Annotated in this window: 16 protein-coding genes; 7 read left to right on the top strand and 9 right to left on the bottom strand. The window is 65.1% G+C overall.

The features are described 5' to 3' along the window. Positions 1 to 24: 24 nt before the first annotated feature. Positions 25 to 2,289, bottom strand: a complete 2,265-nt coding sequence (locus tag R3C13_RS14540) for a spermidine synthase (protein WP_371311563.1) — start codon at positions 2,287 to 2,289, stop codon at positions 25 to 27. A gap of 312 nt (positions 2,290 to 2,601) precedes the next feature. Between R3C13_RS14540 and R3C13_RS14535 the strand changes: the two genes are divergently transcribed. Beyond that, positions 2,602 to 3,135 (top strand): PadR family transcriptional regulator, encoded by a 534-nt coding sequence (locus R3C13_RS14535; RefSeq protein ID WP_371311562.1) that lies wholly within the window; start codon positions 2,602 to 2,604, stop codon positions 3,133 to 3,135. Positions 3,136 to 3,182: 47 nt separating this feature from the next. Here the strand turns inward: R3C13_RS14535 and R3C13_RS14530 are convergent, their stop codons facing one another. Then, a complete protein-coding gene (locus R3C13_RS14530) occupies positions 3,183 to 3,833 on the bottom strand; it encodes a hypothetical protein (RefSeq protein WP_371311561.1) in 651 nt (216 codons plus the stop codon). 18 nt (positions 3,834 to 3,851) lie between these two features. Further along, entirely contained in the window at positions 3,852 to 5,012 is a 1,161-nt protein-coding gene (gene rlmN, locus R3C13_RS14525; protein ID WP_371311560.1) for a 23S rRNA (adenine(2503)-C(2))-methyltransferase RlmN, read from the bottom strand. A gap of 161 nt (positions 5,013 to 5,173) precedes the next feature. On the opposite strand from rlmN, the gene R3C13_RS14520 reads away from it, so the two are divergent. Further along, positions 5,174 to 5,824, top strand: a complete 651-nt coding sequence (locus R3C13_RS14520) for an OmpA family protein (protein WP_371311559.1) — start codon at positions 5,174 to 5,176, stop codon at positions 5,822 to 5,824. On the opposite strand, the gene R3C13_RS14515 is transcribed toward R3C13_RS14520, so the two are convergent. After that, the gene (locus R3C13_RS14515) at positions 5,821 to 6,477 is read right to left on the bottom strand and encodes a DJ-1/PfpI family protein (RefSeq protein WP_371311558.1); all 657 of its coding nucleotides are present in this window, start codon (positions 6,475 to 6,477) and stop codon (positions 5,821 to 5,823) included. The two genes, R3C13_RS14520 and R3C13_RS14515, sit on opposite strands and share 4 nt — an antisense overlap. Positions 6,478 to 6,586: 109 nt before the next feature. On the opposite strand from R3C13_RS14515, the gene R3C13_RS14510 reads away from it, so the two are divergent. Then, positions 6,587 to 7,195, top strand: a complete 609-nt coding sequence (locus R3C13_RS14510; RefSeq protein WP_371311557.1) for a 1-acyl-sn-glycerol-3-phosphate acyltransferase — start codon at positions 6,587 to 6,589, stop codon at positions 7,193 to 7,195. Between the two features lie 3 nt (positions 7,196 to 7,198). Here R3C13_RS14510 and R3C13_RS14505 read toward each other — a convergent pair whose 3' ends face one another. Next, positions 7,199 to 7,705 carry an invasion associated locus B family protein gene (locus tag R3C13_RS14505; RefSeq protein ID WP_371311556.1) on the bottom strand — a complete coding sequence of 169 codons (507 nt, stop codon included), beginning with the start codon at positions 7,703 to 7,705 and terminating at the stop codon, positions 7,199 to 7,201. A gap of 193 nt (positions 7,706 to 7,898) precedes the next feature. Between R3C13_RS14505 and R3C13_RS14500 the strand changes: the two genes are divergently transcribed. Both R3C13_RS14500 and R3C13_RS14495 read left to right on the top strand, forming a co-directional pair. Beyond that, positions 7,899 to 8,483, top strand: coding sequence for a sigma-70 family RNA polymerase sigma factor (locus R3C13_RS14500; RefSeq protein WP_371311555.1), 585 nt, complete (start codon positions 7,899 to 7,901; stop codon positions 8,481 to 8,483). Position 8,484: 1 nt separating this feature from the next. Next, positions 8,485 to 9,126 carry a cupin domain-containing protein gene (locus R3C13_RS14495; RefSeq protein ID WP_371311554.1) on the top strand — a complete coding sequence of 214 codons (642 nt, stop codon included), beginning with the start codon at positions 8,485 to 8,487 and terminating at the stop codon, positions 9,124 to 9,126. 15 nt (positions 9,127 to 9,141) lie between these two features. Here R3C13_RS14495 and R3C13_RS14490 read toward each other — a convergent pair whose 3' ends face one another. The 3 genes from R3C13_RS14490 to R3C13_RS14480 are packed head-to-tail and all read right to left on the bottom strand — an operon-like array spanning position 9,142 to position 10,855. Continuing rightward, positions 9,142 to 9,669, bottom strand: coding sequence for an RNA methyltransferase (locus tag R3C13_RS14490; RefSeq protein ID WP_371311553.1), 528 nt, complete (start codon positions 9,667 to 9,669; stop codon positions 9,142 to 9,144). Beyond that, positions 9,669 to 9,989, bottom strand: coding sequence for a hypothetical protein (locus tag R3C13_RS14485; RefSeq protein ID WP_371311552.1), 321 nt, complete (start codon positions 9,987 to 9,989; stop codon positions 9,669 to 9,671). The genes R3C13_RS14490 and R3C13_RS14485 overlap by 1 nt, the downstream gene beginning before the upstream one ends. Next, positions 9,989 to 10,855 (bottom strand): isoaspartyl peptidase/L-asparaginase family protein, encoded by an 867-nt coding sequence (locus R3C13_RS14480; protein ID WP_371311551.1) that lies wholly within the window; start codon positions 10,853 to 10,855, stop codon positions 9,989 to 9,991. Before R3C13_RS14480 ends, R3C13_RS14485 begins: the two co-directional genes overlap by 1 nt. Positions 10,856 to 10,951: 96 nt before the next feature. Between R3C13_RS14480 and R3C13_RS14475 the strand changes: the two genes are divergently transcribed. Next, positions 10,952 to 11,944, top strand: a complete 993-nt coding sequence (locus R3C13_RS14475) for an NADPH:quinone oxidoreductase family protein (RefSeq protein ID WP_371311550.1) — start codon at positions 10,952 to 10,954, stop codon at positions 11,942 to 11,944. 80 nt (positions 11,945 to 12,024) lie between these two features. Further along, positions 12,025 to 12,354 (top strand): PilZ domain-containing protein, encoded by a 330-nt coding sequence (locus R3C13_RS14470; RefSeq protein ID WP_371311549.1) that lies wholly within the window; start codon positions 12,025 to 12,027, stop codon positions 12,352 to 12,354. Positions 12,355 to 12,429: 75 nt separating this feature from the next. Here the strand turns inward: R3C13_RS14470 and dnaK are convergent, their stop codons facing one another. Next, positions 12,430 to 14,340 carry a molecular chaperone DnaK gene (dnaK, locus tag R3C13_RS14465; RefSeq protein ID WP_371311548.1) on the bottom strand — a complete coding sequence of 637 codons (1,911 nt, stop codon included), beginning with the start codon at positions 14,338 to 14,340 and terminating at the stop codon, positions 12,430 to 12,432. Positions 14,341 to 14,426 lie beyond the last annotated feature (86 nt).

Raw genomic sequence — 14,426 nt, 5'->3', positions numbered from 1 at the left:
GCCGGGCCGCCAGCCGCTTCCTGCTCAGTGCGTGCCGGCCCGGCTGCGATAGGATGTGATCAGGGTACCAACGATATTGGTGTAATCGTCGGTCCAGGGCCGCTGCCCGTCTGCAGCGAGGGCGTGCCAGCGCGGATCTGCTGCAAACCGGGCGAGCGCGCCGGGCGACTTCGCGAGGATCACGACCTGGCTCGAATCCGCCCCCGTTTCGAGGCGCTGTTCGGGCGGGCCGGCATCATAGGTCTGAACCAGCATGGTCGCGCCTTCGGCTGCGCCGATCCGGGCAACGACGGGCGCAAGGTCCATGTGCCGGTTGGAGATGTGGAACACGAGGACGCCGTCTTCCGACAGGCGGGAGAGGTAGAGCGCCATGGCCTCCCGCGTCAGCAGGTGTGCCGGCACCGTGTCGGACGAGAAGGCATCGAGCAGCAGGAGATCGAACCCGCCCGCCGGTTCGGCGCCCAGCGTGATGCGGGCGTCGCCAAGAACGATGCGTTCTTCCGGCGCGCATTCGGACAGGAATGTGAACCGCGCGGGGTCCGCTGCCGTCTTCACCACGATCGGATCGATTTCGAAGAAGGTGTACGCCTGACTGTCCTGACGGTAGCAGGCGACCGAGCCGACGCCGAGGCCCACGACCCCGACGGTGCGGACGTCCGGCGCCATGGCGCTGAACACCTGGCCGATGGGGGCGTCGGAATAATAGTAGGACCGCGGCACCGGGCGGCCTGTCGTGCTGAGGCGCTGGGCGCCGTGCTTGGTCGTGCCGTGCACCATCAGGCGCAAATCCGCATCTTTTGAATCGATCACCCGCACCACGCCGAAGAAGCCGCGCTCGGTGGAGATCAACGCATCCGGCAGCGCGGTTGCGCCGATCACGAAAGCTGCGGCGAGGGCGGCGACCGGCACCAGACGCCGCGACGCAAAGACAATGGAGATGACCACCAGCAGGAGCAGGGCGACCTGGTAGGCCTTGGAATGCACCTGGACGCCGCCGGCATAGGCGAGGATCGCAGCGGCCGCGAAAGCGAAGAGGGCGCCGGCAAGAACCCGGTCGCGGGAGAGCCCCGTCTTCCAGCCATCTTTCGCCGGATACAGCAGGATGGCCGCCAGCAGCAGCACCGGGTATTCGTAGATACTGCTGAAAATGACCGGTGCCAGCAGGCCGCAGAAGGCCGAGCCGACGACACCGCCTGCCGACATGATGAGATAGTATTCGGTCAGGCGGCTCGCGTCAGGCCGCCGCGCGGCGAGTTCACCATGCAGGGCGAGCGCCACCACGAACAGCGCGAGGACGTGTCCGACAAGGCTGAGCCAGAGCGGGAAGGGTGAGGCGCCCGGATACCCGACCATGAACGCGGCAGCCGCCACGGCATACGGCATGAGCCGCAGCGCCGAACTGTGCCGGATCGCAGGTTTCGACGAGAAGACGATGATGAAGGTGGCGATATAGGCCATCAGCGGCGGCGCCCACAGGAAGGGCGCGGCAGCGACATCTGTCGAGATGTGCGAGGTCGCCGCGACGAGCAGGCCGGACGGCACTGCGGCGAGCATCAGCCAGGTGAGGCGCTGGCGCCAGATGTTGCCTTCAGGCGTTGCCGTCTCGGCCGCCACGGCCTGCGGCGCGTCGGCCCTGCCGCGCAGGCTGACAAGGCCGCTGGCGATCAGCAGCACGGCCAGCAGGACATAGCCACCGGTCCACAGCTGGGTCTGTGTGCCAAGCCGCGTGAACGGCTCCATCAGCAGCGGATACGCCGCGAGACCGATCAGGGATCCGGCATTCGAGGCGGCGTAGAGATGGTAGGGGTCGGCGGCGTCGTGGCGGCCGGACCGGGCATACCAGCTCTGGATCAGGGGCGCTGTCGCAGAGATCACGGCAAAGGGCGGTGCAATAGAGACGGCAAAGGTTGCGACCAGCCAGAGCGTCGGCCGGGTCGTGTCCGGCTGTCCGAAGAGGCCCGAAATGGACAGGGGCAGGCAGGCCGCTGCCAGCAGGAGAAGGACGGCGTGCACGCCGACCTGCACGCCAACGCGCGGGATGCGCGCCAGGAGGTGGGCATAGGCATATCCGGCAAGCAGCGCTGCCTGGAAGCAGACCAGCGACACATTCCAGACCGACGGCGAGCCGCCCAGCAGCGGCAGCGCCATCTTGGCGAACATCGGCTGGACCAGGAAGACCATGGCCGCTGACAGGAAGACCGTCGCCACATAAGGCGCCGCACTGACAGGCTTCTGAACTGGCCGTTCGCCGGCCGGCGCCCCGAAGACGCCTTCTCCCACCACGCTCATCGCAATCGCCCTTCAGGGTCTGCTGCTTCACCGCTCTCGAGTGTGGCGCAACAGGGTTAAGGCGGCCTGTCGAAATCTGCCGAACTTATTGAGGCGGAACAGGCTGCGGTTAAGCCTTCCGGCCCTTGTCATACAATTTAGATATATCGGAACTTGAATTTTCGATATATCTAATCCATATGTCGTTCAGATATATCGAAAGGAGACAAACTGATGTATCGGAACAGACATTCAAAACGCGGTGCCGGGGTGCATATCTTCGTCGATCAGGGCGAAGGCGACTTTGGCGGCCGTGGTCGCGGAGGATGGGGCATGCGTAAGGGCATGGGACGAGGACAGGGCAGGGGTCACGGGCGTGGCGAAGGCCGGGGGCGTGGACGCCGCCGTCCGCTCGACCATGGCGACCTGCGGCTCCTCATCCTGAAGCTCATCGCGGAAGCGCCGCGCCACGGCTACGACCTGATCCGCGAGATCGAGGCGCGCACGGGCGGGGCCTATGTGCCGAGCCCGGGCGTCATCTATCCGGCGCTGGAAGCCCTGCAGGATCTTGGCTGGGTCGAGGTGGAAGCCGACGGCTCGAAACGCTCCTTCCGCCTGACGGAAGACGGCGCGGCCGAACTGGAGGCGAATGCCGAGGCGCTCGACCGGATCGAGGCGCGCCTCGCGGACCTGCTCGACAGCGACCGGCCGGAAGACCCCTCCGATGTGCGCGGGGCGATGTGGCGCCTGCGCCATGCGGTGATTACGGCGGTTCGTTCGAGCCCGGACGATCCGGAGCGGCGCAAGGCCGTGGCGGACATTCTGGCCGAAGCGCAGGAAAAGATTGCCGGTCTCGGCGACGACTGATCGCAAAACGGGAAAGGGAGGCTCCGGCCTCCCTTTTTTTCGTCAGGTCAGCATTCGACCTGGTCGAACGCGGTATCCAACTGGACGTCCTGCCCGGACACATAGCCAAACTTCGGGGACAGGACAAACATCCACGGGCTGCCTTCCGACGACAGATCGCCCTGGCCGCCGAAAATCATGGACAAGGGAGTCCCGGACGGAACCGATCCGGCGGCGTCGAATGAGAGTCCCGGCCCTTTTCGAAGCGGGGTGGCGGACGTCGTACAACCGAAGACGGTGTCCAGTTCCGATTTTGCCGGTTCGACATAGCCCGCCTTAAGCATTTCCGCTGAGAAGACCAGCTGCTCCGGTGGCGACTCCGCGGCTTTCGCGGCTTCCGTGATATGGTTCCAGAAGAACCAGCCACCGGCGAAGACTAAGAGCGTTATTATAAGGAGCGCGGTCCCCGAAATCGGTGCCGACGTGCCGGAGGCGGATTGCTGGTTGCCGCCGGACCATGCCTTCGCGGCCTGGTCGTGCTGGTCCTTGCCCATTCTCCATGCGACGTACTCGTGGGGTCCGCCTCCGGAAGGCGGCGTCATGCCGCCGCGCAGGCCATGCAGATAGGGATCCTTGTCGTTGCCGCTCAAAGCCTGCCGGTCCTCTTCTGGGCGAATACTCATCCCCTGAAGTCTAGGAGACCCGTGGAAGTTTTCCAAGTCTCTTTCCCGAGCGGGTCAGTCGCCCGCGGCTTCAGCCTCACGGCGGCGTTCGGCGGCGGACTTCTTGACGCTTTCGGAGCGCAGCTGGCCGCAGGCGGCGAGGATGTCGCGGCCGCGCGGGGTGCGGATGGGGCTGGCATAGCCGGCCCGGTTCACCACCTCGGCAAAGGCTTCGATGGTTTCCCAGTCGGAGCATTCATACGGGCTGCCCGGCCAGGGATTGAACGGGATCAGATTGATCTTCGCCGGCACGCCCTTCAGCAGGCGGACGAGATCGCGCGCCTCGGCCAGCGTATCGTTGACGCCCTTCAGCATGACATATTCGAACGTCACGCGCTTGGAATTGCCAAGGTCCGGATAGGCGCGGATCGCGTCGAAGAGTTCCTTCAGATTGTACTTGCGGTTGATCGGCACGAGTTCGTTGCGCAGGTCGTCATGCGTCGCGTGCAGCGAGATCGCCAGCATCGCGCCGGTGCGTGCGCCGAGCTCCGGGATCTTCGGCGCGACCCCGGCGGTCGACACGGTGATACGGCGCCGGCCGATGGAAATGCCGTCGCCGTCGGAAATCGTGTCGATGGCTTCGGCGACATTGTCGAGATTGTAGAGCGGCTCGCCCATGCCCATGAAGACAATGTTTGTCAGCAGACGGTCTTCATTGCTGCTCGGCCATTCGGCGAGCTGGTCGCGCGCGATCAGCACCTGCGCGACGATTTCCTGTGCCGTCAGGTTGCGCACAAGTTTCTGCGTGCCGGTATGGCAGAAGGTACAGTTGAGCGTACAGCCGACCTGGCTGGAGACGCACAGGGCGCCTGCCTTGCCGACGCCCGGAATGTAGACGCTCTCGCCTTCAACGCCCGGCCCGAAGCGGGTCAGCCATTTCTGGGTGCCGTCGCGGCTGACCTGGTGATCGGAGACGTCGGGGCGCGCCAGCACGTATTTTTCGGCGAGCTGCGCGCGCAATTCCTTCGCCACATCGGTCATGTCGGCGAAGTCCTGCACGCCGAAATGGTGAATCCAGCGGCGCAGCTGTTTGGCGCGCATGTTCGCCTTTTTCGGGTCGACGCCCATCGCCTCGACCTCGGCCTTCAGCGCAGCAAGGCTCATCCCCGCCAGCGAGGGCAGGGCCGTTACCGCTGGCGATCCGGCGCCGCGGGAGAGATCGAGTTCGACTTTCATCAGGCGCGGCCTATATCACGTCGCGGGCGCGGGCGGAATTGGTGCGCGCAGCCCATTATGGTAAAGATGACAAGAGCTTAATCCGGCCGCCTTCAATTTGCCACGAGTACGGAAAACGCTCCGCCTCCCAATCACGGGCTGATCGAAATGGAGCTGAGATCATGAAACGCCTTACCCTTGCGCTGTGCGCGCTTTCGATGGCTGTGCTGCCTGCCTGTCAGGAAGGGCCCAGCCGCAATGTCTGGACGGGTGCCGCTGCGGGCGCGATCCTTGGCGCAGGTGCCGGCACGATGGCCGGCGGTGACGACAAGCGCAATGCGGCCATCGGCGCGGCTGTCGGCGCTATCGCCGGCGCGGCTGCCGGCAAGTATATGGACGAGCAGGAGCGCAAGCTGCGCGAGCAGACCGCAAACACCGGCATCGGTGTCGAGCGCGTCGGCGACCAGATTGCCCTGACCATGCCGTCGAACATCACTTTCGATGTCGACAGCGCCGCCATCAAGCCGGGCTTTTACACGGCCCTCAACGATGTCGCTGCCACGCTGGTCGAATATCCGTCCACGGCGGTCGACATCATCGGCCATGCGAGTTCCGACGGTCCGGACGATTACAACATGACCCTGTCGCAGAAGCGCGCTGCCTCGGTGCGCGACTATCTGACCGGCCAGGGCGTCGATCCGGTCCGCATGATCGCCACCGGCATGGGCGAGACCCAGCCGATTGCCGACAACGCGACCCAGGCCGGCCGTGAGGCCAACCGCCGCGTCGAGATTATCCTGACGCCGGTGACCGAAGGCGGCACCGGCTACTAGGCTTCCAGCGCGGCCCGCATGTCCGCCACAGGTTTCTGGTAGCGCCGATCCATCGCGGCGAGGAGTTTCTCGCTGGCCCTGGACGGTTGGCCGGTATCGAAAGGCGGGGCGGGATCGTATTCCACGGCCAGCTGGATCGCTTCGGCGACCGGCTGGCCGCTTGTTTCTGCGGCGATGGTGAAGGCGAAGTCGATGCCCGCCGTCACGCCGCCCCCGGTGAACACATTGCCGTCCCGCACGCACCGGCCCGGCGTATACGCCGCCCCGACCAGAGGCAGCAGGCTCGTATAGGCCCAGTGCGTCGTCGCCTTCCTGCCCTTGAGATGTCCCGCGGCCCCCAGAACGAACGCGCCGGTGCAGACCGAGGTTACATATTCCGCCTTCGCGCCCGCCTCGCGCACGAACGTCATCGTCTCCTCATCCCGGATCGCCCCGATGACACCGAACCCGCCCGGCACGACGATCATGTCGAGGGCAGGGGCCTCGGCAAAGGTGCCGGTCGGCACCAGCGACAGGCCGCAATCGCTTGGCACCGGCTCCATCGTCTTTGCAAGAATGTGCGTCTCCGCGCCCGGCAGCCGGTGCAGCACCTGAAGCGGGCCGGTAAAGTCCAGCTGCGTGACATCGGGGAACAGGACAAAGCCGATTTTCATGGAGGTATCCTCATATGGGCAAAGCGGGGCGACGGGCCGCCCCGGCCATGCTTATAGTTACGAATCGGCCACCGCCACAGAGCAGGATGGCGACAGGGAGGGGATGAGGATGCAGGCGCCTCGCGGCCGGTTTGGCCGTCCGTCAGCCTATCACGGCATATTCTCGGAAATGCTCCGGGGCGGGGCCTGGCTGTTCCTGAAAGTGAATCGCTGGCACGTCGCCGACGACTGGCCGGGCGTCAGCAAATCCGTGATCGTCGCCGCACCGCACACATCCAATCTCGATGGCCTGCTGATGCTGGCGATTGCCGCCTGGTACCGCCAGAAGCTCAGCTGGATGGGCAAGGCCTCCCTCGTGCAGGGGCCGTTCGGCGGCCTTGTGCGCCGGGCCGGCTGCGTGCCGGTCGACCGGTCGAAATCCGCCGATGTGGTCGCCCAGATGCGCGAGGCATTCGAGGCAGTGGACACGCTGCACCTCGCCGTCTCGCCCGAAGGCACGCGCAACGCCAATCCCAACTGGAAGAGCGGCTTCTGGCACATCGCCCATGGCGCAAGCGTGCCGCTGATGATGGCAGTGCTGGACTATGGCACCCGCCAGATGCGGTTTGTCGGTCCGATGCAGACCAGCGGCGATTATGAGACCGACCTTGCTGAGGTCGTCAGCCATTATCGCGACGCCAAAGGGCGTGTTCCGGAAAACTTCGTCCTACCTGTCTGAGGCTTAGCGGCAGGCGGCCGCGGCCTTGTCGATCGCAGCGGCCGAACCGCTCAGCGAGAAATGATAGGTCACCTGCGTGTTGCGCTTGGACACTGCCTCGATCCGCAGTTCAGAGCCCTTCTTCAGCGCGCTCACGATACGCGGATCATCGGCATCGTCGGCAAAGGCTTCGCGCGCCGAACTGAACAGCGACCAGCTGGAGCGCCCGACGCGCAGTTTCGGCGCAAGATCCTCGCGCAGCTCGAAGCCCACTTTCAGGCTCGGCTGGTTGCGCGCCCGGCCGGACTTCCAGTTCGTCACATAGAACCACACTTCGCCATGGTCGGCCGCTTTCGGCGCCTTGTCGGTTGCGGCCGTCGCGGCATAGCAGATCGTCTCGCCGCCGCTCGTGTCGGTGAACACGGCCCAGTCCTTGTAGCGGCCGACAGCGACCGGCTCGGCCGTTGCCGATTGAGGGGCTAGCGGCGCGGCGAAGGCGATGGCCGCCAGCAGGCCGGCAAAGCGTGTCATGTGCATGATATTCTGTCGCATGTTAAATACAGAACCCCGTGGCCCGTCGCTGCACCATATAGAATTCATAGAGTTAAGGCCAAACTTCGGCAAAGGGTGCATAAGGGCTGGATCGTGAATCTTTCAGGCCGGTTGGTTGAAAATGTGACGCCGGTGCCGATAGTAGGAGCAGGAAGTCTGGGAAAGGCCGGTCGTGACGCAGGCACTCGCGCACCTTGCTGATGGCGCGCTGCGCGCGCGGCACGCCGAATGTATGGAGGCGATTGCGCAGAATCAGTCGCGCGAAGCCTTTGCCGAACTGTTCGATTTCTTCGCCCCGCGCCTGAAAAGCTTTCTCCTGCGCCTCGGTGCCACCGATGGCGAGGCCGAAGACCTCGTGCAGGAAGTGATGGTGACGGTGTGGAAGAAGGCGGGCCTTTATGACCGCCGGCAGGCGTCCGTCTCGACCTGGATTTTCCGCGTGGCACGCAACCGGCGGATCGACCTGCAACGGCGCAGCGCCAGCCGTCCGGAGCTGGAGGCAGACGATCCGATGCTGCTGCCGCAGGCGGAGGAACAGCCTGATGAGCGCGTCGAGCGGTCTCAGATGGAAGAGTCCGTGCGGGCCGGCCTTGCACGCCTGCCGGAGGAACAGCTCGTCCTGCTGCAGGCAGCCTTCTATGAGGGCCTGTCGCATTCCGAAATCGCAGAAAAGTTCAACCTGCCGCTTGGCACGGTGAAGTCGCGCATCCGGCTTGCCTTCGGGCGCCTGCGCGGCAGCCTTGAGGAGCCAGACTGATATGGACGGAACCCGGTTCAGCGAACTCTACAGCGCCTATGCGGCCGGCCGGCTCGATCCGGCCTTCGCCCTGATGGTGGAGACGCAAGGCGCGCTGCGCGGCGATGTGCGCCGCTCTGTTGCCGCCAGCGAGATGATCGCCGGGGCGCTGCTGGAACACGAATCGCGCGCGCCGCTGAGTGCCGGGGCGCTCGACCGGGCGTTCGCCGCCATCGATGCGCTGGCGGAAGATGACATCCGTGTCCCGGCGGGCGACGCGGAAATCAGCGCACTGCCCGAACCATTGCGTGCACTGGCGCTTGAAGCGGCCGGGCAGGGGGGCTGGAAACTGGCGACGCCCGGCATCCGCCGTCTGCCGCTGATGTCCGGCGGCGACCTCGAAATGGAGCTGTACCGGATCGAGCCCGGCGCCCGCGTGCCCCGGCACACGCATTCCGGCGCGGAATACACGCTCGTCGTCTCCGGCGGCTTCAGCGACGAGGCGGGCGGCTATGGGCCGGGCGACATGATCGTCAAAGGGCCGGACGATGTGCACCAGCCGGTCGGCGATGCCGACGGCGTCTGCTTCGCGCTCGCCATCCGCGACGGTGGCCTCAAATTCACCGGCATGATGGGCGTCGTCCAGCGCCTGCTCGGCGGATGACATTCAGGGGACAGATTATTTCTTGCGGTCCTTGCCGGGCACGTGGGCGCCGGCCTTTCCGTCGCCGGGAATGCCGCCCGGCATGATCGGGCGGGGCGCATAGCCGCCGAGGGACAGGTGCCGGTCATACATGACCAGCGCGCCGGCAAGGCTGACATTGATGCAGAACTTGGTCGGAATTTTCACGACATGGTCGCAGCGCGCGAGGATCGCGTCCGACAAATTGCCCTTTTCCGGCCCCAGGATATAGGCCGCCTGCATCGGGTGCTTGAAGGTCGGCAGCATGACCGCATCGTCGGTCAGTTCTATCCCGACCAGCTGGCAGCCGCGCGGCAGGTTCAGTTCGTCCACGGAATCATACTGGTAGTAGGGTATCTGCCCGGCCGTCTTCGACGTGTCCGCCGCATAGGCCTTGCGCAGTTCGTGCTCGGCATCGATCGAGAAGACGAAGCTTGCGCCAAAAGCGTTCGCGGTGCGCATCAGCGCGCCCAGATTCATGGCCTTGGAAATCCGCTCCGACCCAATGGCGAAATAGCCGCGCATCAGAACATCCTGAGGCCGAAGCGCATGAAGGCGAGGAGCAGGAAGAGGCCCATCGGCGCGGTATAGGACACCCGGCGGGCGAGACGCAAATAGGCGAGCGGCTGCGGATATTTCCCGGCAAGCCAGTCGGCGCCCCGGTCGCCGGACGTCGCGTTGCGTGTCGCCTGCACCGAGGCGATGTGTTCCGGCGCGCGGTAATCGCCGCCGAATTCCGCCGCCAGCGCCCGGCGCAGCGACACGGAGATGAGAAACCGCATCTGCACCGCCAGCAGGAAGGCGAAGCCGACAACACCGAACAGGATCCAGGCCATCAGGGTCATCAGAACGTCCCCACGTCGAACCGGCCTTCGGAGTCCATCAGGCCGCGCTTCAGGCCACCGGAATTGAAATTCGCGATCAGCGTGCCGTCGGCGCCGACGGCGATCATGCCGCCTTCGCCGCCAAGGTGTTTCACATCGTCGAGCGCGCCCTGCACGGCCTCCTCCAGCGTCGACCCGCCGTAGCGGATCCGCGCAGAGACATCGGCGGCAGCGGCGGCGCGGATGAAATACTCGCCGAGGCCTGTGCACGAAACCGCGCAGCGCTCGTCCGCCCATGTGCCGGCCCCGATCAGCGGCGTGTCGCCCACCCGGCCGGGCGTCTTCGAGAGGACGCCCCCGGTGGAGGTCGCGGCGGCGAGGTCGCCATAAGTGTCCAGCGCCACAGCGCCAACCGTGCCCATCGTGCGCGCCGGCAGCAGGCAGCGTTCTTCGATTGGCTTGTAATAGGCGGCCGGGTCGACCACTTCGTCGAGGCCGCAATTGCGGGCCAGCATCCGCGCGCCTTCGCCCGCGATCAGCACATGCGGCGTGCGCTCCATCACCGCCCGGGCGGCGGCGATCGGGCTGAGAAAGCCACTGAGGGCCGCGACGGCGCCGGCATTGCGCGTGCGGCCATCCATGATTGCGGCATCGAGTTCGAACCGGCCCTCGCTGTTCGGTGCGGCGCCCTTTCCGGCAAGGTGCAGGCCGGAATCCTCAAGGTCCGCCACCATCGCCTCCACCACGTCCAGCGCAGCGACACCGGCGGCGAGGCGCCGCCCGGCTTCCTTCAGGAGGCCCGTCATGTGCGCCTCCTCGCGGGAATAGTCCCGCCCGAAAATGGGGCCTGCACCTCCGTGCAGGGCGATGGCCCATTTCTTCGACATGGCTGCGGCGGCTCCCTTACGTCAGGCTTGGAATGTGACGGCCACACCGCTACCGTCCCGGACAGCAAACAACAAGACAGGAAGGACGTGGCACCGATGAAGGCAGTGCTGTCGAAAGAAGTGGGCGGGCCGGAGAAGCTGGTGGTCGAGGATGTGCCCTCGCCCTCCTATGGCAAGGGCCAGGTGCTGATCCGGGTGAAGGCCTGCGGGGTCAATTTCCCTGACTCGCTCATCATCCAGGACATGTACCAGTTCAAGCCGCCGCGTCCGTTCAGCCCCGGCGGCGAGATTGCCGGCATCGTCGAGGCGCTGGGGGAGGGTGTCCACCATGTGAAGGTCGGCGACAAGGTGCTCGCCTCCATCGGCAATGGCGGCATGGCGGAACTCGCCGTCGCCAGCCAGCATACGGTGATGCCGATTCCGGAGGGCATGCCCTTCGAGGAGGCGGCCGCCTTCCTGATGACCTATGGCACCTCCTATTACGCCCTGAAGGACCGGGCAGACCCGAAGCCGGGCGAGAAGCTGCTCGTTCTCGGCGCGGCCGGCGGCGTCGGCATCGCGGCGGTCGAGCTTGGCAAGGCCATGGGCCTCGAAGTGATCGCCGCCTGTTCCAGCCAGGACAAGGTGGATTTCTGCCTCGGCAAAGGCGCCGACAAGGGCCTCGTCTATGCGCGCGAACTGGACAAGGACGCCCAGAAGAAATTTTCCGACGACATCAAGGACGTGTCCGGCGGCGGCGTCGACATCATCTATGACGGCGTCGGCGGCGCCTATGCCGAGCCGGCCCTGCGCGCCATGAACTGGGAAGGCCGCTTCCTGGTCATCGGCTTCCCGGCCGGCATCCCGAAGCTGCCGCTGAACCTCACCCTGCTGAAAAGCTGCGATGTGCGCGGCGTGTTCTGGGGGGCGGCCGTCGCCCGCGACCCGAAGGGGCACCAGCAGAATGTCGCGGAACTTTTCCGTCTCTACAAGGACGGCCTCATCCGCCCGCATGTCTCCAACACCTATCCGCTGGAGCAGTCGGCCGATGCGATCCGGGAGCTGATGGACCGCCGGGCGACCGGAAAGGTCGTTGTTCTGGTCGATTGAGCCAATTGGTTAACAGGGGCACGCCTCCTGTTAACCAAGCCGATCTGAACGAATCTGCCGCTTCGTGTATTATTTGCTACATGAGTGCGGACTTTATCCACAGCCCTGAAGATGGCGGCAAAGGTGACGACCACCGGTCTGCGCCCCGACACCGCGTGCTGAAGGGGGCCCGGATCGTCTACAATGGCGGCAGTTCATCGGGCGAGGTTGTCATCCGCGATCTCTCGGACACGGGCGCGAAGGTGAAACTGTCCGACGTCTGGATCGTTCCGTCTCGTGTCGACCTGCTCATCCTCAATCCGAACACGGGCCATTCGGAAAGGCGTGCATGCGAAAGGCGCTGGCAGCGCGGCGTCATGGTCGGCCTGCGGTTCCTCGACGCTGCCCAAACGGACACGCGCGGGGCCTGAACCGTCAGCACAGAAATGAAAAGGCCCGCCGGATCGTTCCGGCGGGCCTTCGCGTTTCGGGAGGAGATGTGAAGATCAGGCGCTCTTGGCGTCGCCGTCGACTTCCTCGAAGTCGGCGTCCACGACATCGTCGCCATCGGCGGCCGCGTCAGCGGCTGCGTCGGCATGGGCTGCCGCTTCCTGCTGGCTCGCATAGATCGCTTCGCCGAGCTTCATGGCGGCCGCCATCAGGGCCTGGTGCTTGGCCTGGATGTCGGCAAGGTTCTCGGTCTCGCGGGCGGCTTTCAGGTCTTCGACCGCCTTGGAGATCTCGCCCTTCACGGTGTCATTGACCTTGTCGCCATGCTCGGCGACCTGCTTCTCGGTCTGATGGATCAGCGCTTCGGCATGGTTCTTCGCCTCGACCAGTTCGCGGCGCGCCTTGTCGGCGCCGGCATTGGCTTCGGCTTCGGCCATCATTTTCCTGATGTCGTCTTCCGACAGGCCGCCATCCGCCTGGATGGTGATGGCCTGCTCCTTGCCGGTGGCCTTGTCCTTGGCGGACACCGACACGATGCCGTTGGCGTCGATGTCGAAGGTCACTTCGATCTGCGGCAGGCCGCGCGGGGCAGGGGCGATGCCTTCGAGGTTGAACTGGCCGAGCTGCTTGTTGTCAGCCGCCATTTCGCGCTCGCCCTGGGCCACCTTGATCGTCACGGCCGGCTGGTTGTCTTCAGCGGTCGAGAAAACCTGGCTCTTCTTGGTCGGGATGGTCGTGTTGCGGTCGATCAGGCGGGTGAACACGCCGCCCAGTGTCTCGATCCCCAGCGACAGCGGGGTCACGTCCAGCAGCACGACGTCTTTCACGTCGCCCTGCAGCACGCCGCCCTGGATGGCCGCGCCGATGGCCACGACTTCATCCGGGTTCACGCCCTTGTGGGGCTCGCGGCCAAAGAACTTTTTGACAGCTTCCTGCACGGCCGGCATGCGGGTCATGCCGCCGACGAGAACCACCTCATCGATCTGCGCGGCGGTCTTGCCGGCATCCTTGAGGGCCTTCTCGCACGGGCTGATGGTGCGCTTGACGAGGTCTTCGACCAGGCTTTCGAACTTGGCGCGCGTCAGCTTGATGTTGAGGTGCTTCGGTCCGGTGGCATCCGCCGTGATGAAGGGCAGGTTCACTTCGTACTGAGACGTCGAAGAGAGTTCCTTCTTGGCCTTCTCGGCTTCTTCCTTGAGGCGCTGCAGGGCCAGCTTGTCGGCCTTGAGGTCGATGCCCTGATCCTTCTTGAACTCGGATGCCAGGAAGTCGACGATGCGCAGGTCGAAGTCCTCGCCGCCGAGGAAGGTGTCGCCGTTCGTGGACAGGACTTCGAACACGCCGTCGCCGATTTCCAGCAGCGAGACGTCAAACGTACCGCCGCCGAGGTCGTAGACCGCGATCGTCTTGTTGGTGTCCTTGTCGAGGCCGTAGGCAAGCGCCGCAGCGGTCGGCTCGTTGATGATGCGCAGCACTTCGAGGCCCGCGATCTTGCCGGCGTCTTTGGTTGCCTGGCGCTGGGCGTCGTTGAAGTAGGCGGGCACCGTGATCACGGCCTGTGTCACGGTCTGGCCGAGATAGGCTTCGGCCGTTTCCTTCATCTTGGTCAGGATGAAGGCGGAGATTTCCTGCGGGGCGTAGTCCTTGTCGCGGCCTTTCACCCAGGCGTCACCGTTCGGGCCACGCACGATCTCGAAGGGCGAGATTTCCTTGTCCTTCTGCGCGGTCGGGTCGTCGAACTGACGGCCGATCAGGCGCTTGATGGCATAGAAGGTGAAATCCGGGTTAGTCACGGCCTGGCGGCGGGCTGGCATGCCGATGAGGCGTTCGCCGCTTTCCGTAAAGGCGACGACAGACGGGGTCGTGCGCGCGCCTTCAGAATTCTCGATCACTTTCGCTTCACCGCCTTCCATGACGGCGACGCAGGAGTTGGTTGTGCCGAGGTCGATTCCGATGATCTTGCTCATGGTGTGTCTCTTTCTTCGCTAGCCGCCACCGGCTTTGGTTTCTTCGGTCTGCTCAGCAGCCCCGCAAGGCAGGTGGCTCTCTAAGT

It is taken from the genome of Hyphomonas sp. (assembly GCF_041398385.1).
Taxonomy (GTDB): domain Bacteria; phylum Pseudomonadota; class Alphaproteobacteria; order Caulobacterales; family Hyphomonadaceae; genus Hyphomonas.
Note: the sequence above shows the minus strand (reverse complement) of the source record. Positions and strands in the feature narration are given on the sequence as shown.